The sequence below is a fragment of the Shumkonia mesophila genome, assembly GCF_026163695.1.
Taxonomy (GTDB): domain Bacteria; phylum Pseudomonadota; class Alphaproteobacteria; order Rhodospirillales; family Shumkoniaceae; genus Shumkonia; species Shumkonia mesophila.
Genome location: NZ_JAOTID010000009.1, coordinates 13,853 through 38,554, shown reverse-complemented (window position 1 = coordinate 38,554; position 24,702 = coordinate 13,853). Strand labels below are relative to the sequence as shown.

The 24,702-nt window shown below is 67.9% G+C and carries 24 protein-coding genes; 13 read left to right on the top strand and 11 right to left on the bottom strand.

Translation table 11 applies throughout. From position 1 onward, the window contains the following. Positions 1-98 precede the first annotated feature (98 nt). The 5 genes from ODR01_RS15240 to ODR01_RS15220 are packed head-to-tail and all read left to right on the top strand — an operon-like array spanning position 99 to position 4,871. Complete coding sequence (locus ODR01_RS15240) at positions 99-1,073, top strand: ABC transporter permease (RefSeq protein ID WP_316978541.1); 975 nt, start codon at positions 99-101, stop codon at positions 1,071-1,073. After that, a complete protein-coding gene (locus ODR01_RS15235) occupies positions 1,070-2,002 on the top strand; it encodes an ABC transporter permease (protein ID WP_316978540.1) in 933 nt (310 codons plus the stop codon). Before ODR01_RS15240 ends, ODR01_RS15235 begins: the two co-directional genes overlap by 4 nt. 11 nt (positions 2,003-2,013) lie before the next feature. Continuing rightward, positions 2,014-3,003, top strand: a complete 990-nt coding sequence (locus ODR01_RS15230; RefSeq protein ID WP_316978539.1) for an ABC transporter ATP-binding protein — start codon at positions 2,014-2,016, stop codon at positions 3,001-3,003. Then, positions 3,000-3,998: an ABC transporter ATP-binding protein gene (locus ODR01_RS15225; protein WP_316978538.1), complete on the top strand. Its 999-nt coding sequence runs from the start codon at positions 3,000-3,002 to the stop codon at positions 3,996-3,998. The genes ODR01_RS15230 and ODR01_RS15225 overlap by 4 nt, the downstream gene beginning before the upstream one ends. 6 nt (positions 3,999-4,004) lie before the next feature. Then, positions 4,005-4,871 carry an N-formylglutamate amidohydrolase gene (locus ODR01_RS15220; RefSeq protein ID WP_316978537.1) on the top strand — a complete coding sequence of 289 codons (867 nt, stop codon included), beginning with the start codon at positions 4,005-4,007 and terminating at the stop codon, positions 4,869-4,871. Between the two features lie 8 nt (positions 4,872-4,879). Here ODR01_RS15220 and ODR01_RS15215 read toward each other — a convergent pair whose 3' ends face one another. Together ODR01_RS15215 and ODR01_RS15210 are read right to left on the bottom strand one after the other, a co-directional pair. Then, on the bottom strand, positions 4,880-6,004 hold the full coding sequence (locus ODR01_RS15215) for a DSD1 family PLP-dependent enzyme (RefSeq protein ID WP_316978536.1): 1,125 nt from the start codon (positions 6,002-6,004) through the stop codon (positions 4,880-4,882). Between the two features lie 14 nt (positions 6,005-6,018). Further along, positions 6,019-7,557 (bottom strand): acetolactate synthase large subunit, encoded by a 1,539-nt coding sequence (locus ODR01_RS15210; RefSeq protein ID WP_316978535.1) that lies wholly within the window; start codon positions 7,555-7,557, stop codon positions 6,019-6,021. A 155-nt stretch (positions 7,558-7,712) separates the two neighbouring features. Here ODR01_RS15210 and ODR01_RS15205 point away from each other — a divergent pair, with 155 nt between their 5' ends. Continuing rightward, the gene (locus tag ODR01_RS15205; protein WP_316978534.1) at positions 7,713-9,026 is read left to right on the top strand and encodes an MFS transporter; all 1,314 of its coding nucleotides are present in this window, start codon (positions 7,713-7,715) and stop codon (positions 9,024-9,026) included. A 104-nt stretch (positions 9,027-9,130) separates the two neighbouring features. Here the strand turns inward: ODR01_RS15205 and ODR01_RS15200 are convergent, their stop codons facing one another. After that, a complete protein-coding gene (locus ODR01_RS15200; protein ID WP_316978533.1) occupies positions 9,131-10,183 on the bottom strand; it encodes a threonine aldolase family protein in 1,053 nt (350 codons plus the stop codon). A gap of 283 nt (positions 10,184-10,466) precedes the next feature. On the opposite strand from ODR01_RS15200, the gene ODR01_RS15195 reads away from it, so the two are divergent. Then, the gene (locus tag ODR01_RS15195) at positions 10,467-10,640 is read left to right on the top strand and encodes a hypothetical protein (protein WP_316978532.1); all 174 of its coding nucleotides are present in this window, start codon (positions 10,467-10,469) and stop codon (positions 10,638-10,640) included. A 27-nt stretch (positions 10,641-10,667) separates the two neighbouring features. On the opposite strand, the gene corA is transcribed toward ODR01_RS15195, so the two are convergent. Together corA and ODR01_RS15185 are read right to left on the bottom strand one after the other, a co-directional pair. Then, positions 10,668-11,630, bottom strand: coding sequence for a magnesium/cobalt transporter CorA (gene corA / locus ODR01_RS15190; RefSeq protein ID WP_316978531.1), 963 nt, complete (start codon positions 11,628-11,630; stop codon positions 10,668-10,670). An 86-nt stretch (positions 11,631-11,716) separates the two neighbouring features. Further along, positions 11,717-12,784 (bottom strand): GlxA family transcriptional regulator, encoded by a 1,068-nt coding sequence (locus ODR01_RS15185; protein WP_316978530.1) that lies wholly within the window; start codon positions 12,782-12,784, stop codon positions 11,717-11,719. 142 nt (positions 12,785-12,926) lie between these two features. On the opposite strand from ODR01_RS15185, the gene ODR01_RS15180 reads away from it, so the two are divergent. After that, positions 12,927-13,874 carry a homocysteine S-methyltransferase family protein gene (locus ODR01_RS15180; protein WP_316978529.1) on the top strand — a complete coding sequence of 316 codons (948 nt, stop codon included), beginning with the start codon at positions 12,927-12,929 and terminating at the stop codon, positions 13,872-13,874. Between the two features lie 36 nt (positions 13,875-13,910). Here the strand turns inward: ODR01_RS15180 and lepB are convergent, their stop codons facing one another. From lepB to ODR01_RS15165, 3 genes are all read right to left on the bottom strand, one after another. Then, positions 13,911-14,882, bottom strand: a complete 972-nt coding sequence (gene lepB / locus ODR01_RS15175; RefSeq protein ID WP_316978528.1) for a signal peptidase I — start codon at positions 14,880-14,882, stop codon at positions 13,911-13,913. Positions 14,883-14,976: 94 nt separating this feature from the next. Then, positions 14,977-15,471 (bottom strand): GyrI-like domain-containing protein, encoded by a 495-nt coding sequence (locus ODR01_RS15170; protein WP_316978527.1) that lies wholly within the window; start codon positions 15,469-15,471, stop codon positions 14,977-14,979. Between the two features lie 185 nt (positions 15,472-15,656). Beyond that, positions 15,657-16,469: a 5-deoxy-glucuronate isomerase gene (locus tag ODR01_RS15165; RefSeq protein ID WP_316978526.1), complete on the bottom strand. Its 813-nt coding sequence runs from the start codon at positions 16,467-16,469 to the stop codon at positions 15,657-15,659. Positions 16,470-16,581: 112 nt separating this feature from the next. Here ODR01_RS15165 and ODR01_RS15160 point away from each other — a divergent pair, with 112 nt between their 5' ends. Beyond that, positions 16,582-17,403, top strand: coding sequence for an SDR family NAD(P)-dependent oxidoreductase (locus tag ODR01_RS15160; RefSeq protein ID WP_316978525.1), 822 nt, complete (start codon positions 16,582-16,584; stop codon positions 17,401-17,403). 12 nt (positions 17,404-17,415) lie between these two features. Here the strand turns inward: ODR01_RS15160 and ODR01_RS15155 are convergent, their stop codons facing one another. From ODR01_RS15155 to ODR01_RS15145, 3 genes are all read right to left on the bottom strand, one after another. Next, positions 17,416-17,709, bottom strand: coding sequence for a putative quinol monooxygenase (locus ODR01_RS15155; RefSeq protein WP_316978524.1), 294 nt, complete (start codon positions 17,707-17,709; stop codon positions 17,416-17,418). A gap of 44 nt (positions 17,710-17,753) precedes the next feature. After that, positions 17,754-18,644: an ABC transporter substrate-binding protein gene (locus tag ODR01_RS15150; protein ID WP_316978523.1), complete on the bottom strand. Its 891-nt coding sequence runs from the start codon at positions 18,642-18,644 to the stop codon at positions 17,754-17,756. Between the two features lie 98 nt (positions 18,645-18,742). Further along, the gene (locus tag ODR01_RS15145) at positions 18,743-19,924 is read right to left on the bottom strand and encodes a CaiB/BaiF CoA transferase family protein (RefSeq protein ID WP_316978522.1); all 1,182 of its coding nucleotides are present in this window, start codon (positions 19,922-19,924) and stop codon (positions 18,743-18,745) included. Positions 19,925-20,031: 107 nt separating this feature from the next. On the opposite strand from ODR01_RS15145, the gene ODR01_RS15140 reads away from it, so the two are divergent. The 4 genes from ODR01_RS15140 (at position 20,032) to ODR01_RS15125 (ending at position 24,699) form a co-directional block, all read left to right on the top strand. Continuing rightward, positions 20,032-21,243 (top strand): fumarylacetoacetate hydrolase family protein, encoded by a 1,212-nt coding sequence (locus ODR01_RS15140; protein ID WP_316978521.1) that lies wholly within the window; start codon positions 20,032-20,034, stop codon positions 21,241-21,243. Positions 21,244-21,304: 61 nt separating this feature from the next. Beyond that, a complete protein-coding gene (locus ODR01_RS15135) occupies positions 21,305-22,741 on the top strand; it encodes an aldehyde dehydrogenase family protein (protein ID WP_316978520.1) in 1,437 nt (478 codons plus the stop codon). Positions 22,742-22,775: 34 nt separating this feature from the next. Then, a complete protein-coding gene (araD1, locus tag ODR01_RS15130; RefSeq protein WP_316978519.1) occupies positions 22,776-23,774 on the top strand; it encodes an AraD1 family protein in 999 nt (332 codons plus the stop codon). Positions 23,775-23,868: 94 nt separating this feature from the next. Next, a complete protein-coding gene (locus tag ODR01_RS15125) occupies positions 23,869-24,699 on the top strand; it encodes a PstS family phosphate ABC transporter substrate-binding protein (protein WP_316978518.1) in 831 nt (276 codons plus the stop codon). Positions 24,700-24,702 lie beyond the last annotated feature (3 nt).

Genomic DNA, 24,702 nt, shown 5'->3' with positions numbered 1-24,702 from the left:
CGGACCGTCCATGAGCACGACCGCGCGTTCCCTCGCCCCCGTAATGCGGCAGGGAACGCGCGGTTCCATTTTCGATTGATCCCTCCGGGAGGGCTTCGTTGACCGTCTTTTTGATCCGTCGCCTGTCGCAGAGCCTGGCCGTTCTTCTGGTCATGTCGCTCTTGGTGTTCGTCGGCGTCTATGCCATCGGCGATCCGGTCGAACTTCTGGTCAGCGCCGAAGCGGACCAGTTCGAGCGCGCCCGCGTCATCGCCGACCTTGGTCTCGACAAGCCGTTGTGGGAACAGTACGGCTATTTCCTGCTGCAATCCTTCAAGGGCGACCTCGGCACCTCGTTTGTCTTCAACCAGCCGGCCCTGCTGCTCATCCTGGAGCGCATGCCGGCCACGCTGGAGATCGCCTTCGCGGCGGTCATTCTGGCCATCTTCATCGGCATCCCGCTCGGCATGGTCGCGGGCCTGAGGCCGCATGCCTGGTATTCGCGCACCATCATGAGCGTCTCCATCCTGGGCTTCAGCCTGCCGACCTTCTGGGTCGGCCTGATGATGATCATGGTGTTCGGCGTGATGCTGGGCTGGCTGCCCGCCTCGGGGCGGGGCACGACCGTCGACCTGTTCGGCGTTCCGGTCAGTTTCCTGACCTGGGACGGCCTTATGCATCTGATGCTGCCCGCCATCAATCTGGCGCTGTTCAAGGTTTCGCTGGTGATCCGCCTGACCCGCGCCGGCATGCGCGAGAACATGCTGATGGACTATGTCAAGTTCGCCTACGCCAAGGGCCTTTCCCATTCGCGCGTGATCTTCGTTCACGTGCTGAAGAACATCCTGGTACCGGTGGTCACCGTCGTCGGGCTTGAACTCGGCAACGTCATCGCCTTCGCGGTGGTGACGGAATCGATCTTCGCCTGGCCCGGCATGGGCAAGCTGCTGATCGATTCGATCTACCGGCTCGACCGTCCGATCGTCGTCGCCTACCTGCTGATCACGGTGGTGATGTTCATCCTCATCAATTTCATCGTGGACGTGCTCTATTCCGTGCTCGATCCGCGCGTCCGATTGGAATCCAAGTCATGACCCCGCCTCTCGATGTCGCGGCCGTCGCCGTCATCGACGAACCGCTGCCCCCTCCGCAGACGCCGTTCCGCCGCTTCGTCTCCGATTTCATGGAGAGCCCGCTCGCAGTGGCCAGCCTGATCGTCTTTGCGATCACCGTGCTGATCGCCGTCTTCGCGCCGTGGATCTCGCCGCAGAACCCGTACGACCTGATGCAACTGGACATCATGAACGGCAAGGTGCCGCCGGGCACCGAGGACATCGAAGGCACCATGGTGTTCTGGCTGGGCACCGACGACCAGGGTCGCGATCTCTTGAGCGGCATCTTCTACGGCCTGCGCATCAGCCTCTTCGTCGGCGTCGCCAGCGCCTTCATCTCGCTTCTCATCGGCGGCGCGGCGGGACTGTTCGCCGCCTACATGGGGGGCCGCTGGGACGCCTTCCTGATGCGGATCGTCGATCTGCAACTAAGCTTTCCGGCCATCCTCATCGCCCTGATCCTGCTGGCCGTGCTCGGCCAGGGCATCGACAAGGTCATCATCGCCCTGGTCGTCACCCAGTGGGCCTACTACGCCCGCACCGTGCGCGGTTCGGCCCTGGTCGAACGCGGCAAGGAATACATCGAGGCCGCCCATTGTCTGGCGCTGGGCACCCGGCGGATCATCTTCTATCACCTGCTGCCGAACTGCCTGCCGCCGCTGATCGTCGTCGTCACCATGCGCGTCGCCTATGCCGTCATGCTGGAGGCCACGCTGTCCTTCCTCGGCATCGGCCTGCCGATCACCGAGCCGTCGCTTGGCCTGCTCATCGCCAACGGGTTCGAGTACATGCTGGGCGGCTATTACTGGATCAGCTTCTTCCCCGGCATTGCGCTCCTGGTCACCATCGTCAGCATCAACCTGGTGGGCGATCACTTGCGCGATATCCTTAACCCGCGCCTGCAGCGATAGGGGAAACGATCATGAACGCGAACACCCCGACGCTCGAGGTCCGCAATCTCAAGACCCACTTCTACACCAAGGCGGGTGTGGTGAAGGCGGTGGACGACGTGTCGTTCACCGTCGGCAAGGGCGAGGTCCTGGGCCTGGTCGGCGAATCCGGGTCCGGCAAGACGGTAACCGGCTTTTCGGTGATGGGGCTGGTCGACCCGCCGGGCCGCATCGCCGGCGGCTCGATCCTGTTCAACGGCTCCGATCTGGCCAAATTGCCGGATTCCCAATGGCGGAACATCCGCGGATCGAAGATCGCCATGATCTTCCAGGATCCGATGATGACGCTGAACCCGGTGCTGCGCATCGACACCCAGATGGTCGAGGCGATCAGGGCGCACGACAAGAGCGTCAGCCGCGAGGAAGCCCATCGGCGCTGCGTCGCCGCCATGGGCCAAGTGGGCATCCCATCGCCCGAGGAACGGCTGAAGGCTTATCCGCATCAGTTCTCGGGCGGCATGCGACAGCGCGTCGCCATCGCCACGGCGCTTCTGAACAAGCCCGACCTCATCATCGCCGACGAGCCGACGACCGCGCTCGACGTCACCATCCAGGCGCAGATCCTTTACGAGGCGCAGAAGCTGGCGCGCGAGACGGGAACGGCGCTGATCTGGATCACCCACGACCTGACGGTGGTGGCCGGGCTGGCCGATCGCATCTGCGTCATGTATGCCGGCCGCATCGTCGAGGAGGGCAAGGTCGACGAGGTGCTGGACAATCCCCTGCATCCCTACACCCGTGGCCTCATCGGCTCGGTGCCCAGCCGCAACAGGCGGGGCACGGCGCTCTATCAGATTCCCGGCATGACGCCGTCCCTGATCCGCCTGCCCAAGGGCTGCGCCTTCCAAGAACGCTGCAGTCAGGCCGAGGAAAAATGTTGCGAGCCGCCAGCGATCACCTATCCCGCGCCCGGCCGCGCGGTCCGTTGCTGCTGCTGCCCGACGGTCGGAGAGTCCCGATGAACAAGCCTGCCCTTATCGAAATCGACCGCGTCTCCAAGCGCTTCGTCAAGCACCTGGACTTCGCCGGCCGCATGGCCCAGCGCATGGGCTCCAAGATCCGCGAAGAGGTGGTGCGCGCGGTCGATGACGCCAGTTTCTCGGTGCGCGACGGCGAGGTGGTCGGCCTGGTCGGCGAATCCGGATGCGGCAAGTCGACCCTGGGCCGCATGGTGGCGGGCATCATGCACCCCAGCGAGGGGACCATCCGCTATCGCGGCCAGGACATCTACAAGATGGAGGGCGACGAGGCCCGGCAGACGGCGCTGAAGACCCAGATGATCTTCCAGGACCCGTTCGCCTCGCTCAACCCGCGCATGCGCATGCAGGACATCGTCGGCGAGGCGGCGCTGGTGCACGGCATCACGACGCGCGGCAAGTTCGACTCCTACGTCGACGAGGTGCTTTCCCGGGTTGGCCTCGACCCCGAGTTCAAGCGCCGCTACCCGCACCAGTTCTCGGGCGGCCAGCGCCAGCGCATCGGCATCGCCCGGGCCCTGGCGGTGAACCCCGAATTCATCGTCTGCGACGAATCGGTGGCGGCGCTCGACGTCTCGATCCAGGCGCAGATCCTCAACCTCTTCATGAAGCTGCGGGCGGAACTGGGGCTGACGTATCTTTTCATCAGCCACGACATCGGCGTCGTCGAGCACATCTCGGATCGCATCGTCATCATGTACCTGGGGCGCATCGTCGAGATCTCGGATTCCGAGGAGCTGTTCAAGAAGCCGAACCATCCCTACACACAGGTCCTGTTGCGCGAGGTGCCCCGCCTCGAGGAGCGCCACCACCAGTTCCGCCCCGTGCAGGGCGAAATTCCGTCGCCGCTCGATCCGCCGTCGGGGTGCTATTTCCACCCCCGCTGCACGTTCGCCACCGAGCGCTGCCGGCAGGAAAACCCGATCCTGCGCGAGATTGCGCCCGGCCACACCTCGGCCTGCCACCTCAACGACGCCTGAGGCCCCATGAACCGACGCATTCCCGGCGTGCTGACCCTCGAAGCCCCGACAGCGCCCGAGGTTCCCGTCGTCTTCGATTCGCCGCACAGCGGAACCGTCTACCCCGACGATTTCGACTATGCGGCGCCCGAGCATGTCGTGCGCACCGGCGAAGACACCTATGTCGAGGAATTGTACGCCGCGGCGCCCCGCTTCGGCGCCGCCTTCCTCACGGCCCATTTCCCGCGCGCCTACATCGACGCCAACCGCGCCACCGCCGACATCGACCAGGAGCTTCTGGACGCGCCGTGGCCGGGCCCGGTGACGCCCAGCGTCAAGACCACGTCGGGCATCGGCCTGATCTGGCGGCTGGTCCGGCCGGGCTGCCCCATCTACACCCGCAAGCTGACGGTGGCCGAGGTCAAGACGCGCATCGACACCTACCACCAGCCCTACCAGCAAACCCTGATGGAAACGGTAAACCGCGCACACCGGCGGTTCGGCGGCGTGTGGCACGTCAATTGCCACTCCATGCCGGCCGTCAGCGACGAGCGCTCGCCGGAAGGCGCCGGTATCCGCCGGGCCGACTTCGTGCTGGGGAACCTCGACGGCACCACCTGCGGCCCCGACTTCATCGCTTTCGTGGCTGGCGAAATCCGCGCCCTGGGCTATCGCGTGGCGCTGAACGATCCCTTCAAGGGGGTCGAACTGGTGCGTATGGTCGGCGCCCCGGCCAAGGGCCGCCACAGCCTGCAGATCGAGATCAACCGCGATCTTTTCCTCGACGACGCCACCAAGGTGAAGACGGCCGGCTTCGGGAAACTCAAGGCCGACATCACCACCCTGATCGGCAGGATCTGCGATTTCGCCAAGGAGCGGACGAAGGCCGCCTAGCGCCGTCCCTAAAGTACGGCGCCGCGCGCCGCCACCGGCCACACCGCCTCGACCGTGCCGTGCCGCACGCCGACGATCCAGTCGTGCAGGTTGATGGTCGGGTCGCAATGGCCCGGCACCAGGCGCAATTTCTCGCCCAGATGCGGCGCGTTGCCGCCGGTCGCCACCTTGATGGCGCCGTGCTCGTCGGCCGCCGACACGTAGGTCAGGCCCGGCCGCTCCCACACGGTGGGCATCGCCTGGTCGATGTTGCCGGCCTTGACCCCGGCGTCAACCACCGCGAAATCGGCGAAGTTCCGGCTCATCACCGTGGTCAGGATGAACAGGCTGTTCTCGAAGTCGGCAACGAAGCCGCCCTCCGAGTCCCGGTTGAGGCCATAGTCGGCGTCCATGACGGCGTAGGAGCCGGGCTGGATCTCGTTGAAGACGCCGCTTCTGCCCTCGAAAGCGTGGGTGCCGGTGCCGGCCCCGGTGACGAGTTCGCAGGAGAGGCCGTTCTCGGCCAGCAATGTCTTGGTGGCGGCGACGGCGGCGATCCATCGTTCGCTGGCCTCGCGCCGCTCGGCGAAATCGCGGATGTGCTGGGCCCCACCCTGATAGGCCTGGAGCCCGGCGAAGTGCAACGCCGGCTCGGCGACAATGCGGCGCGCCAGATCGAGGGCCGCCGGCCCCGGATCGACGCCAGCCCGGACGGCGCCCGATCGCAGTTCGACTAGTACCGCCAACTCGGCCCCGAAGCGCCGCGCGGCGGCGCCATAGGCGGCCACCATGTCGGGATGGTCGGCCAGCACCGTGACGCGAACCTGGCGGGCCAGGGCGGCCAGCCTCGCCACCTTGGCCTCGCCGACGATCTCGTTGCTGACCAGGATGTCGCCGATGCCGCCCGCCGCCATCGCCTCGGCCTCCGACACCTTCTGGCAGCAGACGCCGACGGCGCCCAAGGCGATCTGCCTAAGCGCGATCGGCGGGCACTTGTGGGTCTTGGCGTGGGGCCGCAGCCTAACGCCGGCCTTGCTGGCGAAGGCGGCCATCTTTTGCAGGTTGCGCTCCAGCGCGTCGAGGTCGACGAGCAGCGCCGGGGTGTCGACGGCGGCGACGGGGTCGCCGACGCGGGCGGGGGGGCGGGTCGTCATGGCGGCTCCTTGGCTTACATCGCCGCTTCGATCAGGTGCGGCCCCGGCTCGGCGACGGCTTTCCCGATCTCGCGCACCAGGTCCTCGGCCCGCTCGACCCTGACGCCGGGCACCCCGTGGCCGCGGGCCAGTGCCACCCAGTCGAGCGGCGCATCGCGGAAATCGGCCAAGGCGTTGGCCCGCGGGCCGGGATTGTCGATGCCGGCGCGGGCCAGTTCGGCCTTGATGATCTCGTAGGTGTTGTTGGCGTAGATGACGGTGGTGACGTTGAGGCCCTCGCGAGCCTGGGTCCACAGCGATTGCAGCGTGTACATGCCGCTGCCGTCGGCCTGCATGGCGATGACCGGCCGGTCGGGGCAGGCGACGGCGGCCCCGGTGGCGCCCGGGAAACCCCAGCCGATGGCGCCGCCCGACACCAGCATGTAGGTGTGGCGGGGCGCCCCGGCGGTGGCGGCATAGAGCGGCGGGCTACACGAGATCGACTCGTCGACCACGATGGCCCCTTCCGGCAGCGCCCGGGCCAGGGCGGCGCCGATGGTTTCGGCGGTCAGGCGTCCGGTCGGGCTGGCCGGCAGCGGCGGCAGCGATTCCGCCGGCGCCTCGACCGGCGCCCCCAAGGCGTCGGCGACGGCCACCAGCGCCGCCACCCCGTCGTCGCCGGGCCGGGCCAGGACATGGCGGCGGCAGGCATCGGGAGCGAAGCGGCTGGGCTGGCCCGCATAGCCGAAAAAGGCGACCGGCTCGGCGCCGCCGACCAGCACGAGGTCGGCCAGGCCCGCGAGCGCCGCCACCCCGGCTTCCGGAAAGTAGGGCACCCGCTCGACGGCGGGCAGGCCGGGACCGCGCTCGACGCGCGGCACGAAGGTGTCGCACAGAAGCCGGCAGCCGGTCGCGGCGCGGATACGGGCGGCGGCCTTGAGCCCGGCTTCCTGCAAGGCGAGGCCGCGCAGCAACAGCGCCGCCGACTTCGAGGCGCGCAGGGCAGCGGCGACAGTTGCGACGACGCCGGCATCGACGGCGGGCGCGACCGGCCGCGGTCGCGGGTTGGCGGGGCCGACGACGTCTTCCCACAGCGAGTCGAGCGGCAGGATGAGATGGGCGATGGCGCCGCCCTGCGCGGCCTCCGCCGCGTCGGCCATGTCGGCGGCGACCCGGCCGGCCACATCGGCGCGGCGGATCCACGGCGAGGACCAGCCGGCGATGGCGTCGAGATCGGAATTGAGCAGCGGATCGAACGGGCGGTGCCAGGTCGGCTGATCGCCGATCAGGTTGATCATGGGCGAGCCGGCGCGCCGGGCGTTGTGCAGGTTGGCCGAGGCGTTGGCGACGCCGGCGCCGGCGTGCAGAAGGGTCATCGCCGGCCGGTTGGCCATGCGCGCGTAGCCGTCGGCGGCGCCGGTGCAGCCGCCCTCGAACAGGCAGAGGATGCCGCGCACGCCGGGCACCGAATCCAGCGCTGCCACCATCGGCATCTCGGAGGTGCCGGCGTTGGCGAAGCAGACGTCGATTCCGGCCGCCACGGCGGTCTTGAACAGGCTTTCGGCGCAATCCATCGGATCGGTCCCCCTTTCTTGGATCTTTCCCTAGATAGCCGTTTCCGCCCCGCCGGGGGGAGAAAAATCTTCACCACGGCTGTTCCGCCGGTGCCCCGACAAAGGGGTGTTGCGCCGCCGCGCCCCCTGCTATGGTCGGGCCGAAAGGGCGAAAAATGAACAAGAATCGCCGGCCGGAAACGTCCGCCTTTCTCGCTCCCGCATTCCGTCCCTGGGCGGTGTGGAGTGTCGGCGCGCTGTTCTTCTGTTACGCCTTCTTCCAACGGATGGTGCCCAGCGTCACCGTCGCCGACATCATGCGCGACTTCGGCGTCGGCGGCGCGGTCCTCGGCAACCTTGCCGCCTTCTATTTCTACGCCTATGCCGGCCTGCAGATTCCGGTTGGCGTCACCATCGACCGCTTCGGGCCGCGCCGGGTACTGGCCGCCGCCGCCGTCCTCTCCGGCGCCGGCAGCCTGATGTTCGCGCTGGCCCCGACCATCGGCGTCGCCTACATGGGCCGCCTGCTGGTCGGCGCCGGGGCCGGTTTCGCTCTGATCGGCACCCTGAAGCTGTGCGCCGTGTGGTTCCCACCCGAACGTTTCGCGCTGGTTACCGGGCTCACCACCATGTTGGGGGCGTTCGGTGCCATCAACGGCCAGGCTCCCCTGGCCGCCGCCATCGGCGCCGTCGGCTGGCGGGCCACCATGGTCGTCGCCGCCCTCGTCGCGGTCGCCATCGGCGGCCTGATCTGGGCGATCGCGCGGGACCGCCGCGACGACGCGCCGCCTCCCGCCATCGACGTCCGCCCGTCCGTGTTCAGGGGGATCGGCGGCCTGCTGGCGACGCCGGCCAACTGGGTTCTGCCGCTGATCATGGGCTCGATGGCAGTCCCCATGCTGGCCTTCGCCGGCTTGTGGGGGGTGCCGTTCATGATGGAGGCCTACGGGCTGGAACGGCCGGCCGCCGCGGCGACGACCTCGATCTTCCTGGTCGGCCATGCCATCGGCTCGGTCCTCATGGGCTGGTTCTCCGACCGCATCCGCCGGCGCAAGCCGCCGATGGTCATCGGCACCGCCGTCACCACCTGCGCCACCGCCGCCCTGGTCTTCCTGCCCGGCCTGCCGCTGCTGGCGGCCCAGGCGCTGCTGCTGGCCGGCGGCATCGCCTCGGGGGCCACCCCGGTCGGCTTCGCCTTCACGCGCGAGCACAACCGGGCCGAACGGGCGGCCACCGCCATGGGCCTGGTCAACCTGCTGAACATGGGCATCGCCGCCGTCTTCCAGCCGCTGCTGGGCTGGCTCCTGGACCTCAACTGGGACGGCCGGCTGATCGAGGGCGCCCGCATCTATTCGGTCGCCACCTTCCGCACCGCCTTCCTCAGCATGGTCGTGCTGGGCGTGGCCGGCATCGTCGCCGCGCTGCTGGTGCGCGAAACCCGCTGCCAGCCGCTGGAGGATCGCGGATCAATTTCGGTGACAGTGCACTAAATTCGGAAGCGAGGGTTTCCTGCAACCAGCCGAAGACTCAGAATTTAGTGCACTGTCACCGAAATTCTGTCACCGAAATTCCTGTCACCGAAATTCCGCCCAGCCTAGGCGGCCACCTTCGCCTCGTTCCACAGGGCGGCGAACACCTCGAGCGCGCGGTCGACGTCGGTCTGCGCGACCTGGCGGTGAGTCACCATCCGCATATGGGGCGTATCGTTGCCGCGGGCGCGGATGCCGTGGCGTTCGAAGCCGGCGGCGAACCATGCCGACGGCCGGCCCGCCTTGGCCAGGTCCAGCATGACGATGTTGGTCTGAACGTTGGCGGGATCGACGATGCCGGGGTAAACGGCGTGGAGTCCGCGGGCCAGCCTCTGGGCATTGGCGTGGTCCTCGGCCAGGCGCTCGACCATCTGCTCCAGGGCGACGATGCCGGCCGCCGCCAGGACGCCCGATTGGCGCAACGTGCCGCCGATCATCCGGCGCAGCAGGCGGGCCCGCCCGATGACGGCGGCCGGCCCGCACAGCACCGAGCCGACCGGCGCGCTCAACCCCTTCGACAGGCAGAAGCCGACGGTGTCGGCGTATTTGGCGATCTCGCGGGCCGGCACGCCCAGGGCGACGGCCGCGTTGAAGATGCGGGCGCCGTCCATGTGGACGGGAACGCCGAATTCATTGCCGATGCCTTGCACCGCCGCCAGGTGATCCAGCGGCAGGGCATAGCCGCCGGAGAAGTTGTGGGTGGTCTCGACCTCGATGAGCGCGGTCGGCAGCGTGCCCAGGGCCAGCTTGGGATGGATCTCGGCGCGCAGGGCGTCCAGGTCCATCGCCCCGCGCTCGCCGGGGATGGCGGTCGAGAACAGCCCCGCCAGGGTGCCCAGACCGCCCATCTCGGCCCTCAGGATGTGGGAAAGCTGGTGCGCCAGCACGATGCCCCGTTCGGGCGCCACCGCCAGCAGGGCGACCAGGTTGGACGCCGTACCGCTGACCACGAACAGGCCCGCCTCCTTGCCCAGCATGGCGGCGGCCATGTCCTCCAGGCGCTGCGTCGTCGGGTCGCGCCCGAGTCCGTCGTCGTCCACCTCGGCCCGCGCCATGGCCTCGCGCATGGCCTCCGTCGGCTGGGTTACCGTGTCGCTGCGCAAGTCGATCAGGGCCATGCTGTCCTCCATCATCCGGTTCGGCGTCCGCGGCATCGCTCGCCGACGTCCGGCGAAAAATACGCCGCCGGCCGGATATCGCCAATGGCTTTCAGGAGGGGGACGAAGGGAAGTGACATTTCCCCTGCGCCCCCTGGGGGGGCAGGAGAGATTTTGTTTCGATCCGCCTTCTGCGATTCGTATGGCGGGGGCCCTTGCACCGATTGCGCCGAAGCCCGTTTGGCCCTATGTCTAGGGCGCTAGCGGGGCGCGCCGGCGCCCCTTGTGATCGGGAGGATACGCCATGCCGGAAAAGGATCAGGAAAAGAAGACCGAGAAGCCCGCCAAGGAGCGCGGCAACGAGCGCCCGGCGTGGGCGACGCACGACAACCCGGGCAATCCCGGCAAGGGGCCCGGCGGCCGCAAGGGCGCGGCCTTCGTGCAGAAGATCAAGAAGGGCAGCGCGCGGGGCCGCTGATGGCCGGCGTCACGGCAAGGGCGGCGCCTACAGCCAGCCCTTGCGCTTGAAGTACAGGAACGGCAGCACCGCGGAGAGCACCATCAGCCCCAGGGCCAGAGGGTAGCCGAACGGCCATTCCAACTCGGGCAGGACGCGGAAATTCATGCCGTAGATGCTGGCGATCAGCGTCGGCGGCAGGAAGGCCACCGCGGCCACCGAAAAAATCTTGATGATGTTGTTCTGCTCGATGTTGATCAGCCCGAGGGTGGCGTCGAGCAGGAAGGTCACCTTGCTGGCCACGAAGGTGGCGTGCTCGGTGATCGACAGCACGTCGCGCGACAGCGTCTTGAGGCGGGTCCGCGTCTCCTTGCCGACCCGCGTCTGGGCGGTCAGGAACAGCACCATGCGATTCAGGCTGAGCAGGCTGTCCTTGGCCTTGGTCGCCAGGTCGCCGACGCGGCCGACCCGCCGCAGTACCAGCTTGTGGTCGCGGCTGCCGTCATCGCCGAACACCTCGCGCGAAATGGCTTCGAGGTCGGCGACGCAGGCTTCCATGATGTCGGCCAGACGGTCGACGATCTGCTCCAGAAGGCCCATCAGGATCGTTTCGGCCGAACCGCCGCCGAGGCCGGGGCCGCGCTCGATCTTGCGGGTCAGGGCCTGGAAGGGCAGGGGGTCGGCGTAGCGCAGGGTGACCAGCGTGTCCTTGGCCAGGATGAAGGTGACGGCCGAACTCTCGGGGGCGTCGGTGGTCGCCTTGTGGAGCACGCTGACGGTCATGAACAGCGCCCCGTCTTCCTCGTAGAGCCGGCTCGACGCCTCGATCTCCTGCATCTCCTCGTGGGTCGGCACGTCGATGCCGAGCGAGGCTTCGACCTGGCGCTCCTCTTCCGGCGACGGCTCCATCAGGTCGATCCAGACCGGGCGGGCGCTATCGCCGGGCGATGGAACAAGGCCATCGCGACAGACCAGGCGACCGTCGGCGGTGCGGAATTCCTTGAGTACCATTCTCTTCCTCCACACAGGAACGGCGCCCGGGAAGGAGGAGCGGAAGGGCGGGCGTCACGGTCCCATACGCCCGGCCCCGCCGAGCGTCAAGGCGGGAAAGCTCCCGGCGCCGCGGGCGGCGCGGTCCCGGGACCGCGCAGGGCCTTGCGCAGCGGGCCGAACTGCCGCCGGTACTGGGCTGGCGTGACGGCGACCTCGCGGCGGAACAGCCGCCGGAAGAAGCTGCCGTCCTCATAGCCGACCTCCTGGGCGACCGCTTCGATGGACATCTCGGTGGTTTCCAGCAACTGCTTGGATTCCTCGATCCGCACGGTGTGCACGTAATCGAGCGGCGACATGCCGGTCGCCGCCCGGAAGCGGCGCTTGAAGGTGCGTTCGGTCAGGCCGCAGAGCGCGATCATGCCGGCCACCGGATTGGAGTCGGCGTAACGCTCGGCGATCCATTCCTGGCAGGTGCCGATGACCGCGTCCTCGCCTTGGACGCGGCGGGCCAACGAGGCGAAGGGCTGCTGGCCGACGCGATGCCAGTCCAGCAAATAGAGCTTGGCCAACCGCATCGCCTCCTCCTGGCCGAGGAAGCGGGCGACCAGGAACAGCGCCATGTCGTACCAGGTCGAGCCGCCGCCGGAGGTGACGACGCGCTGGCCGTCGCCGGTGGCCACCAGGGCGCGCGACGCGCTGACCCGGACGAGGGGATGGCGCTTGGCCAAGGCCTCGCAATAGGCCCAGTGGGTGGTCGCCTCGCCGCCGTCCAAAAGCCCGGCCGCGGCCAGCAGCATGGCGCCCGAGCACGCCGAGGCGACCGTCGCGCCGGCGGCGTGGCAGGCCTTCAGCCAATCGATGGTGGCGGCGTAACGGCGGGTGACGTCCTCTTCCGGCGCCAGGAAAAGATCGGACACGCAAACGATGTCGGGGGCGGGGAAGTCGGCGAAGGAACAATCGGGCTTGAGGCAGATGCCGTTGGCGGCCTTCAGCGTGGCGGCGCTCTCGGCGACGATGCGGGGTTCGATCTTCTGGACCCCCGGCTTGCCGTTGACGACGAAGTCCCAGTCGCGCCCGGCGGAACAGAACAGGTCGTACATGCCGTAGACCGTCGACGCCGTGGTTTCCGGCGTGGCGAGCAGGGCGACCTTCAACTTCGGCGGGTCGGTCATGGCCCGTTCATCCCGTTGGTGTCCCAAACGGCCTTCTCCTTGACCAGATTGTCCTTCTTTTGTCCTTTTCAACTCTGGATGCGAGTGCGTCGCGGTATTAATTGTCGGCCGCTCCCATCAACGCTGGCAAAGGACGACCGACATGGCGAAGTACCGGCACGATCTTCCGCAGAATTCCGGGCGCGTCTTCCTGTCCGACGGCGGGCTGGAAACCACCCTCATCTTCCATGACGGCTTCGATCTGCCGCGCTTCGAGGCCTTCACCCTGCTGGACAGCGACAAGGGCATGGAAGCCTTGCGCGCCTATTACCGCCGCTACGCCCGGATGGCGCGGGCCCGCGGCGTGGGCTTCCTGCTGGAAACCCCGACCTGGCGGGCCAACCCCGAGTGGGGCGCCAAGGTCGGCTATTCCGAAGAGGCGCTGGCCGATATCAACCGCCGGGCCGTCGATCTCATGCTCGAAATCCGCTTCGAATATGAAACGACGCAAACGCCGATGGTCATCAGCGGTGCCATCGGGCCGCGCGGCGACGGCTACGACCCCGGCACCCTGATGACCCCCGATGAGGCCGAGGCCTATCACGTCCGCCAGATCGGCATCCTGGCCGCCACCGAGGCCGACATGGTGACGGCCTTCACGCTCACCAACTCGCCCGAGGCCATCGGCATCGCCCGCGCCGCCCGGGCGGCGGCCATGCCGGCGGTGATCTCCTTTACGCTTGAAACGGACGGCCGCCTGCCGACCGGCCAGTCCCTGGGCGAGGCCATCGCGGCGGTCGACGCCGCCACCGCCGGCGGACCCGTCTACTACATGATCAACTGCGCCCATCCGACGCATTTCGAGGACGCGCTGGAAACGGGGGCGCCGTGGCTTTCCCGGCTGCGCGGCATCCGCGCCAACGCCTCGATGCTGAGCCACGCCCAGCTTGACGAATGCACCACGCTGGACGCCGGCGATCCGGTGGATCTCGGCCACCGCTACCGTCGACTGCGTGCCCGCCTGGGCCACGTCAACGTGGTCGGCGGCTGCTGCGGCACCGACCACCGCCACATCGAGGAAATCGGCAACGCCTACGGCAAGGCGGCGTAGGAGGGGCGTCCGCGCCCCTCCCCGTTCACCATGCTTTCAGAGACGCCGCTCGAAGCGGATCTTGCGATCGACGCTGTTCCAGAAGACCGCCTCGAAGCGGCCGATCAGGTTCTCGTAGGGCATGAAGCCAAATTCCGCGACTCGGCTGTCGAGCGACCAATCCCGATTATCGCCGAGCACGAAGTAATGGCCGTCGGGTACGGTATAGACCGTTGTATTGTCGAGGGGCCTGTCGTCACTCTCTTCAAGGATGAGATGGCGCCGCCCGTTGGGCAGCGTTTCTTCATAGCGGACAAGCTGGCGGACGCTCCCATCCCGCCCGGTCATGGTTTCTGTGCCAACCGGTTCACGGGCGACGGTACGGTCGCTGATATGGAGGCGCCCCTGGCGCATCTGGATCCGCTCGCCCGGCAGGCCGATGACGCGCTTGATGTAGTCGACCGGCCTTCCGTCCATTACCACTTTGAACAGGACGACATCGCCGCGCTGGGGCTCTCGACCGAAGACCCGCCCGGAGACCACTGGCGGAGCGAACGGTAGGGAGAACCTTGAATAGCCGTAGGCGTATTTCGACGCCCAAAGGTGGTCGCCGACCACCAGCGTGGGCTTCATGGAGCCGGCCGGAATGTAGAACGGTTCCCAGAGGAGGCTCCGAACCACGACGGCCAGCGCCACCGGTGAGACCAGGACAAGGCCACTAATCGCATACCAGCGGGCGAACCAAGCCTTAGGCTGTGTTCCCGCAATGGGCTTGGCGATGACGTAGCCATGGAGCGCTCCGGGCAAATGGAGGGACCAAAGCAGGAGATCGCCAACCAGCTTCGGATCGGCATCCAAAACAGAAAAATAAGCGGCGGCCCAAGGCGCGGCGTAGGCAAGTAGGGACGCGGAGAAATACGCCAAGGCAAGGCGGCCCTTGCCGAGGTAGAGCATGCCGACGACTGGGCCGAGAAAGAGAAAGACGACAACCGTCGCCCACCGCCGCCGCTTCACGAACGCCGAAAACATGCCGTGCCCCCCCAAAGGTCATGACGGGTTTTCCCTCCGCTTCTGTACCTCAGGATAGCATTCGGGCGGGAGAACCGCCAATTGGCAACGCGGCCTACGCCTTGAGCGAGATCCAGATCTCGATCTCGGCGTCCTTGGTGTGCACGGCGCGCTCGTCGTAAAGCTCGAAGTCGCCGGAAAACGCCCGCTCGCCGCCCAGTTGCCGGGCCGTCATCGCCCAGATTTCGCTCCAGGCGTTTATCACGATGTCGGGCATCGGGCCGCGCGGGCTGGTGAAGACGGCGTAGCGGGCCCCCGGCACGTCGCGGGCGACCAGCGTGCCGGGTGCCTTGGCGCCGGCCTTGACCTCGCAGCCGACCAGCAGCGTGTAGGCGCCATCGGCGCCGCCGTCGAAATCGCTATAGAGCCCGTAGATGATGCCGGGCGTCGGCTGGTAGGGAATGTGGCCGGGCAGGCTTTCGAAGGAGAAACGCTCCCACAGGCCGGGAATCTTCGCCGTCGCCGGGTCCATCTCGAGGGCGTTGCTGGTGCGGGCCGCGATGCCCATCAGGCGGAAGGCGGGCCGATCGACGATTCTGGGCGGCTGCATGGCGGTTGCTCCGGCGGCTTCGGGCGGGCCCGCAAGATGCCAGAGCGGCCGCCAGGGTGCAACCGGTAGGAGGGTCTCTATTTTGGGGACACCATGCCTCTATTTTGGGGACACCATATTTAATTCTAGTCGAATTAAATATGGTGTCCCCAAAATAGCAATGGTGTCCCCAAAATAGCAGGGCGTCAATCCGCCAAGCCCCCCGGCTGCCAGAAGGCGGCCTTGGGGTCCATGGTCCAGCGGTGCTCGGGCGTGAACTCGGGCACCGTGTAGCGGTTGCCCGGCAGGTGGCGGATCACCCAGGCGTAGTACATGGCATACCCCGGCGCGGCCACCTGGGCGTGGTCGTTGGGGCCGAAGATCTTGACCGTGTCGTTGGGCCGCACCTTGAGCACGGCGTCGCCCAGCTCGGCATGCCCGAAACCGCGCGGATCGGTGAAGCGGTAGTGGTAGATCTCGGGCTGCGGGTGGTGGTGCGGCGGATAGCTCGACCACTTGCCCGGCAGGGTGATCACCTCGCCCAGCACCATCTCGCTGTTGGCATCGGAGTTGGCGCCGTCGAAGATGGTGCGCACGAAGCGCAGGCAGGCGCCGCCCGCCTGGCCGGCCCCGCGGTGCTCGTTGGGCACGTCGTCGGGCGTGAACAGGCGGGGCGCGAAGGGCTTGGCGTTGGCCACCGCGTAGACGGTGAATTCGCAATCGCTCTCGCAGGCGAGTTTCACGCGGGTGCCGGCCGCCACGTGCACGCAGCTGGCGCTCTCGTCGAAGAGCGAGGTGCGCGCGAAGGTAGCCGTCAGGTCGCCCGCCGTCACCGTCGCCCGCCCCGCCATCAGAAGCCAGGCGGTCTCGCGCCCGGCGACGGTATCCAGTATTTCGCCGGCGGCGAGCCTGAGCATCGAGAAGGCGATGCCGGTGTCGTCCTCGGCCTCGCCGATGCGTGTGATCTCGGTCAGGCCGGGGCCGAAGCCGGCGCGGTGGTCGGTCAGGTGCAGGGCCATGGGAAGCCTCCTTCGGCCAAAAAAAGAATTTCCAATTGACTCCATATTTGGAAATTTCTTTACTCGTGTCAACGCGGCCACGCGGTCGCGGCCAAACGGGGGGGACACCGGCATGAGCGCGCCCCAGCGCATCGCGCCCGTCATCGATTTCAAGAAGGAGCTGGCCGGCCTGTTCGACATGGCCGGCAAGGTCGTCTACATGCCGGGCGGCTACGGCGGCATCGGCGAGGCCTGCGCCTGGGCGCTCTGCATGCAGGGCGCCGCCGTGGTACTGGGTGGGCGTTCGCTGGAGAAGGCCGAGGAAATGGCCGCCGCGCTGACCGCGGCCGGCTATCGCGCCCATGGCCTGGCGGTCGACGTGACGTCGGTGGAATCGATCCGCGCCTCGGTCGAGCGGGTGGTCGAATGGGGCGGTGGCCTCGACGTCCTGATCAACTGCACCGGCCTGCACATCGAGCAGCCGATGCTGGAGGTGACCGAGGAGGCCTTCGACGCCGTCTACAAGGTCAACCTCAAGGCCTCGATGTTCCTGGGCCAGGCGGCGGCCCGCCAGATGGTGGCCGCCGGGCGGCCGGGCCGCATCGTCCATTTCCTGTCGGTGCGCTCGCAACTGGCGTTGCGCAACCGCGGCTATTCGGCCTACTGCTCGACCAAGGGCGGCCAAGTGATGATGGTCCGGCAGCACGCCGTGGAACTGGCCCCCCACGGCATCACGGTCAACGGCGTGGCGCCGACCTTCGTCTATACCGAGCAGATCCGCCACGTCATGGAGAACCCCGAGTTCCGCAAATACCTCCAGGAGCGCATCCCCCTGGGGCGCATCGCCGATCCCAAGGACATCGTCGGCCCGGTGCTGTTCTTCTGCTCGCCGGGGGCCTCCTTCGTCACCGGCCAGGTGATGTACGTCGACGGCGGCATCACCGCCAGCCAGTGACGGCGGGCGGGCTCAGTCGTTCGTCACGATCACGAAAACCGGCTCGCGGCTTTCCAGCATCGGCGTGATGTCGTCGCGCCAGCCCGGCATGTAGGGCATGTCGGAGTGCGCCTTGATCGCCGCCTCGTCCTCGAACAGCTCGTAAAGATAGACCGTGTTGCCGCCCTTCTCGGGGACCAGCACGTCGCAGCGGATGCAGCCCGGCTCGCTGCGCACGATGCCGGCGTGGCGCTGGGCGCGACGGATGAACTCCGCGCGGCGCGTGGGCTTGCACTCGGCCTTGAACACGATGGCTCGGTGACTCATGCGTTCGCTCCCTGTGGTTGTCTGCGGGCGTCGGACTGACGGTATCACGTTTCGTCGGGTGGCGGCGCCACCACCGTATCGTAGGGATGGCGGACCTTGATGGCGCCGGCGAGGAGAAAGACGTCGAGCGCCGTTTCGTAAGCCGGCCTTGGAATGTGCACGTCGCGCGGCCAGCAGCCAAGGGCCTGGTAGGTGGCGATGGTGCGGGTGAGCACGCTGGCGTCGATGCCGGGAAAGAACCGGTCCTCGGCCTTGGCGATGACGTCGGCCGGGACGTCGTTGACGTAGATGCGGGCCTTGCGGTAGGCGCGCATGAAGGCCTTGGCGGCGTCGGTGGCCAGCCAGCGGCGCGACGCCAGCAGGCTGCTGAAGGCGACCGGGCCGATGACCTCGCCGATGGAGGCCAGCACGTGGGCGATGCCTTCCTTTTCCATCTGCTGGGGGGCCGGACCCTGGAGGTGGACGTAGTCGGCCCGGCCGCCGCGGAAGGCGGTCTCCATGGCGTCCGGCTGGCCGGCGTCGATGGCCCCGATGTCGGCGTAGTTCACGCCCTGGCGATGGGCGGCGTACTTGAACATGGCGAGCGGCTGGCCGAAGTGGTCGACCAGCACCTCGCGGCCGGCCAGCTTGTCCCACGTGAAGGCGGGATCGGGTCGGCGCCCGGCGATGAAGAAACCGTCGCGCTGGTTGATCTCGGCGAAATGGACGAAGTCGTGCCGCTCGCCGCGCTCCAACGGTCCCCAACTCGCCGACACCGCGCTCTGGGCGACGTCGGCGGTGCCCTCCTTCAAGGCATGCCAGGCCGTGCGTCCGGCGCTGGCCACCTCGTAGTCGGCCTGCAGGCCCTCCTCGGCCAGGAAGCCGGCGGAGATCGAGGCCAGCAACGGGCTGTAGAAGGCCGAATGGCGGGAAACGATAATGCGGATGCGGGCCATGGCGTCTCCTCCCTGTCGGATGGCGCGGCGGCGGACTTGTCCCCGGGAAAGAATGTAGTGTCGACGACGCCCCGGGGCAAACGGTCGGCGGTTGTCCCTCACTCCTCGGCGAAGTCGGTGACGATGCGGGCCCTGTCCTCGTCGAGGCGGGGCACCCGCGAGCGGGTCGGCGGGTCGGCGAAGGCCGACATCTTGATCGGGTTGCCGGCCATGCGCAACGGCCGGCCCGATGCCCCCTCGGCGCTGACCACCATGGCGCGGGCCGCCACCTGGGGGTCGGCCACCACCTTGTCGACCGTGTTGATCGGCCCGCAGGGCAAACGGGCGGCGCCGAGCGCCTCCAGCCATTCGGCGGTGGGTCGCAGACGCAATGCCTTTTCCATCTCGACCTTCAAGGCATCGACGTTGGCGGTGCGCTCCTGGTTGCTTGCGAAGCGCGGATCGTCAGCCAGGTCTGGCCGGCCCACGGCTTGGCACAGGCGGGCGAACAGGGCGTCGTTGCCGGCGGCGACGACGATGTAGCCGTCGGCCGTGGCGAAGGCCTCGAAGGGGGTGATCGAGGGGTGGCGCGTGCCCATCGGGCCGGGCACCTGCCCGGTGGCGAAATAGCGGGCCAGCGCGTTCTCCAGCACCGCCACCTGGCCGTCCATCATGGCGACGTCGATCATCATGCCCTGGCCGGTCCGCTGGCGCTGATGAAGCGCGGCGGCGACGCCGACGGTGGCGAACAGGCCGGCGGTGATGTCGCCGATGCTGGTGCCGACGCGGGCCGGCGGGCCGCCCGGATGGCCGGTCAGGCTCATGATGCCGCCCATCGCCTGGGCCACCAGGTCATAGGCCGGGCGCTGGCTGTAGGGGCCCGAATGGCCGAAGCCGGAGGCGGCGGCGTAGATCAGCCGGGGAAACCGTTCGTGCAGGGCCTCCCAGCCATAGCCCAGGCGAGCCATGGTGCCGGGCCGGAAGTTCTCGACCACGACATCGGCCCTGGCCAGCAGCCGCTCGAACAGTGCGCGGTCGGCCTCGGCCTTGAGGTCGAGCGCGATGCTCTCTTTGCCGCGGTTGAGCGAGGCGAAATAGGCGGATTCACCGTCGACGAACGGACCGTAGTGGCGGGAATCGTCGCCCCCCGGCGGCTCCACCTTGATGACCCGGGCGCCGAGGTCGGAAAGCACCATCGTGCAATAGGGGCCGGCCAGCACGCGGGTGAGGTCGACGACGGTGATCCCGTTGAGCGGGCCGGCCATGACGGCCGTGGGTCGTTGACTGTCGGTGGTGGACATCGACGCGACCTCGCGGGACCGTTCATATTTTCGTCACCGACCCATATATACACGGGAAACGGGATCGCTAGAATAGGTCCTCGCTCGGCAATCAGGGGACGAGGAAAATGAAGGACGATCCGGACTTTTCGGCACCGCAATGGGAACGTCGGGCGCTGCCCGGGGATGGCGCCGCCGGCACGCTGGTCGGGCGGGCCTGGGCGCCGGCCACGAAGGACAACCCGGTGGCCGGACCGGCCGTCGTCGTCGTTCGCAAGGACGGCGTCTACGACATCGGCCGCACCGCCGCCACCATGGCCGATCTGATCAACGCCACCGACCCGCTGGCCCTCATCGAGGGGGCGAGGGGCGCCGTCCGCCTGGGCTCGGTCGGCGAACTCCTGGTCAACAGCTTTCCTGAAAGCCGCGACGCCACCAGGCCGTTCCTGCTGGCGCCCATCGACCTGCAGAGCGTCAAGGCGGCCGGCGTCACCTTCGCGGCCAGCCTGATCGAGCGGGTCATCGAGGAGCGGGCCAAGGGAAATCCGGCCCAGGCAGCGGCCATCCGCGCCGATTTCTCGGCCCGCATCGGCACCGATCTGTCGGCCGTCAGGCCCGGTTCGGAAACCGCCCGGCGGCTTAAGGAAACCCTCATCCAGGAAGGCCTGTGGTCGCAGTACCTGGAGGTCGGCATCGGCCCCGACGCCGAGGTCTTCACCAAGTGCCAGCCGATGTCTTCCGTCGGTTTCGGCGCCGACGTCGGCGTGCGCTCGGATTCCACCTGGAACAACCCCGAGCCCGAGATCGTGCTTATCGTCGACGCCCGCGGCCGCTGTCTGGGCGCAAGCCTGGGCAACGACGTCAACCTGCGCGACTTCGAGGGGCGCAGCGCGCTGCTGCTGGGCAAGGCCAAGGACAATACCGGCTCGTGCGCCATCGGCCCCTTCATCCGCCTGTTCGACGCGACGTTCACGCTGGACGACGTGCGCGCCTGCGACGTGACGCTGGAGATCGAGGGCGCCGACGGCTTCGCGCTTTCGGGCGTCAGCTCGGTCAGCAGGATCAGCCGCGACCTCCTCGACCTAGTCTCGCAGACCATCGGCGCCTCCCACCAATACCCCGACGGCTTCGCGCTGTTCATCGGCACCATGTTCGCGCCGACCCAGGACCGCGACGCGCCGGGCAAGGGCTTCACCCACAAGGTGGGCGATACCGTCAGCATCGCGTCGCCGAAGCTGGGAACGCTGGTCAACCGGGTCGAGCATTGCGAGAAGATCGAGCCCTGGACCTTCGGCGTTTCGGCGCTGATGCGCAACCTGATGGCGCGCGGCCTCTTGTAAGGCGTGTGCCGGACCATACCTTTTGGCTCGATTCGAGATGGCAGAGAAAGGGAGGAGTTCCATGACCGTGCATGGCAATTACGTGGCGGGCGAGTGGATAGCGGCGGGCACGCCGCGCGATAATGTCAATCCGTCCGACCTTTCCGATGTTGTCGGCGCCTACGCCTATGGCGACAAGGCGCTGGCCGAGGCGGCGGTGGCCGCCGCCAAGGCGGCCTTCCCGGCGTGGAGCGTCAGCACGCCCCAGCAGCGCTTCGACGTGCTCGACGCGGTCGGCACCGAAATTCTGGCCCGCAAGGAGGAACTGGGCCGCCTGCTGTCCCGCGAGGAGGGCAAGACGCTGCCCGAGGGCATCGGCGAGGCGGCGCGGGCCGGCTACATCTTCAAATTCTTCGCCGGCGAGGCGCTGCGCGTGCCCGGGGAAACGATGGCCTCGACGCGTCCCGGCATCGGCGTCGAGGTGACGCGCGAACCGATCGGCGTCGTCGCCATCATCTCGCCGTGGAACTTCCCGAGTGCCACGCCCGCCTGGAAGATCGCCCCGGCACTGGCCTTTGGCAACTGCGTGGTCGCCAAGCCGGCCGATGCGGCGCCGGGCTCGGCCTGGGCGTTGGCGGAAATTCTGTCCCGTTCGGGATTGCCGGCCGGCGTCTTCAATTTGGTGATGGGCCGCGGTTCGGTGGTCGGCGAGGCGCTGATCACGCATTCCGACGTTGCCGGGGTCAGTTTCACTGGTTCGGTGGCGACGGGCGGCCGGGTGGCCGAGGCCTGCGCCAGGCGCGGCGCGAAGTTCCAATTGGAGATGGGCGGCAAGAACCCGCTGGTGGTACTGGATGACGCCGATCTTTCCACGGCCGTTTCCTGCGCCGTCAACGGCGCCTTCTTCTCGACAGGGCAGCGCTGCACGGCCTCCAGCCGGCTGGTGGTGACGGAAGGCATCCATGACCGGTTCGTGGACGCGGTGATCGAGCGCATGAAGGCGTTGAAGGTAGACGATGCGCTGACCCCAGGCACCGATATCGGCCCGGTCGTCGACGAGGGCCAGCTGGCCCAGGACATGGAATACATCGACATCGGCAAGAAGGAAGGCGCCAGGCTGGCCTGGGGCGGCCAACGGCTGAACCGCGCCAAGGAAGGCTACTACCTGCAGCCGGCGCTGTTCACCGAAACCACCAACGCCATGCGCATCAGCCGCGAGGAGATTTTCGGCCCGGTCGCCAATGTCATCCGCGTCAAGGACTACGACGAGGCCCTGGCGGTGGCCAACGACACGCCGTTCGGCCTGTCGTCCGGCATCTGCACGGGGTCGCTGAAATACGCCAGCCATTTCAAGCGCCACGCCCAGGCTGGCATGGTGATGGTCAACCTGCCGACGGCCGGCGTCGACTACCACGTGCCGTTCGGCGGCCGCAAAGGGTCGAGCTATGGTAGCCGCGAGCAGGGCCGCTACGCCGTCGACTTCTACACCACGGTGAAAACCGCCTATACTGCGCCCTGAACGAGAGGTCTCCACGACCGAAGGGGGCGGAATCATGCGCTTGGTGCAATTCACCGCCGGCGACGGCAAGGTCGCCGTCGGCCGGGTCGACGAGGGACAGGGAACGCTGAGCGTGCTGTCCGGCACGTCCGGCACCTACCATCTGGCCCAGGATGCCATCGCCGCCGGCCGGCCGCTGGCCGATCTGGCGGCCGAACGGGCCGGCCGCGAAACGGTGGACTATGCCGCCGTCGTCGCCGACGGGCGCCTGCTGGCGCCGCTGCTGCATCCCGACCCCGCCCACCTGCTGGTGACCGGCACCGGGCTGACCCATCTGGGCAGCGCCAGCGCCCGGGCCGCCATGCACCAGGGTACGGTGAAAAGCGAGGACGACCTTACCGATTCGATGAAGATGTTCCGCTGGGGCCTGGAGGGCGGCAAGCCGGAACCGGGCCGCGCCGGCATCCAGCCGGAATGGTTCTACAAGGGCGACGGCGGCATCGTTGCGGCGCCCGGCCATCCGCTGGCGATGCCCGATTTTTCGCTCGATGGCGGCGAGGAGCCGGAGATCGTCGGCCTTTACGTGGTCGGTCCCGACGGCACGCCGTTCCGCCTCGGCTTCGCGCTCGGCAACGAATTCTCCGACCACGTCACCGAGCGCCAGAACTATCTCTATCTCGCCCATTCCAAGCTCCGGCCCTGTTCGTTCGGGCCCGAGTTGCTGGTCGGCTCGCTGCCCGGCCACGTTGCCGGCAAAAGCCGCATCCGGCGCGCCGGCAAGGTGCTGTGGGAGGCCGAATTCGTCAGTGGCGAGGACAACATGTCGCATTCCATCGCCAACCTCGAGCACCATCACTTCAAGTATCCGCAGTTCCGCCGGCCGGGCGACGCCCACTGCCATTTCTTCGGCACCGCGACCCTCAGTTTCGCGGCCGGCATCAAGGCCATGCCGGGCGACGTCTTCGAAATCGAGGCGGCGGGTTTCGGCCTGCCGCTGGCCAATCCGCTGGCGGTGGCCGAGGGTGGCGCGCCGCCGACGATCCGCGCCCTCTGACGGCAGGCCGTAAGGACTGGGATCGTTGCCCCCGTTGGGCTAAGATCGAACCATAACAGCGGCACACCATGAAGCCGCGAGGGAAGGAACGGCGATGGCGGTCCTGAGGATCTTGCTGGCGGCGATGCTTTTGTTTGGCGCGACGGGCTATGGCGGCCCCGTGGCGGCGGAACCGGCGCTTAGGATCGGCGGTACCGGATCGGCCCTTGGCGGCGTCCAGCTCCTGCTCGATGGCCTGACGAAACGGCACCCGGAGATCACCGGCGTCGTCCTGCCCAGCGTCGGCACGTCGGGAGCGGTCAAGGCGGTGGCGGCCGGCGCGCTCGACATCGGCCTGACCTCGCGGCCGTTGAAGGTGGCGGAACGCGGCCTGGGCCTAGCCGTCCACCCCTACGGCGCGACGGCATTGGTGTTTGCCGTGCGGCGCGACAATCCGCGCAATACCATCCGCAGCACGGAAATCGTCGACATCTACGAGGAAAAGATCACCGCGTGGGGCGACGGCACGCCGATCCGCTTTATCCTGAGGCCGCCGTCCGACGGTGACACCGAAATCCTGCTGCGGTTTCTTCCCCGGCTGGCCTCGGCTTGGCAGGCGGCGGCCGAGAAAAGGATCGTGCCGGTGGCCTACACCGATCAGGAAGCGGCGGAACTGATCGAGACGATACCGGGCGCCATCGGCCCCAACTCGCTTTCCCTGATTCTCGCCGAGAGGCGGCCGATCAGGGCGTTGGCGCTGGATGGCGTTATGCCCACCGTCGAGACCATCCGCGACGGGACCTACGATCTGACCAAGACGTTCCACTTCGTCACCCGCCCCGAGCCCGAGCCGGCGGTGCGGGCCTTCATGGAGTTCGCGGCGTCGCCGGAAGGGCGCGACATCCTGGAGGCCACCGGGGTCGTGCCGCTTAGGGAAGGAAAGTAGGCC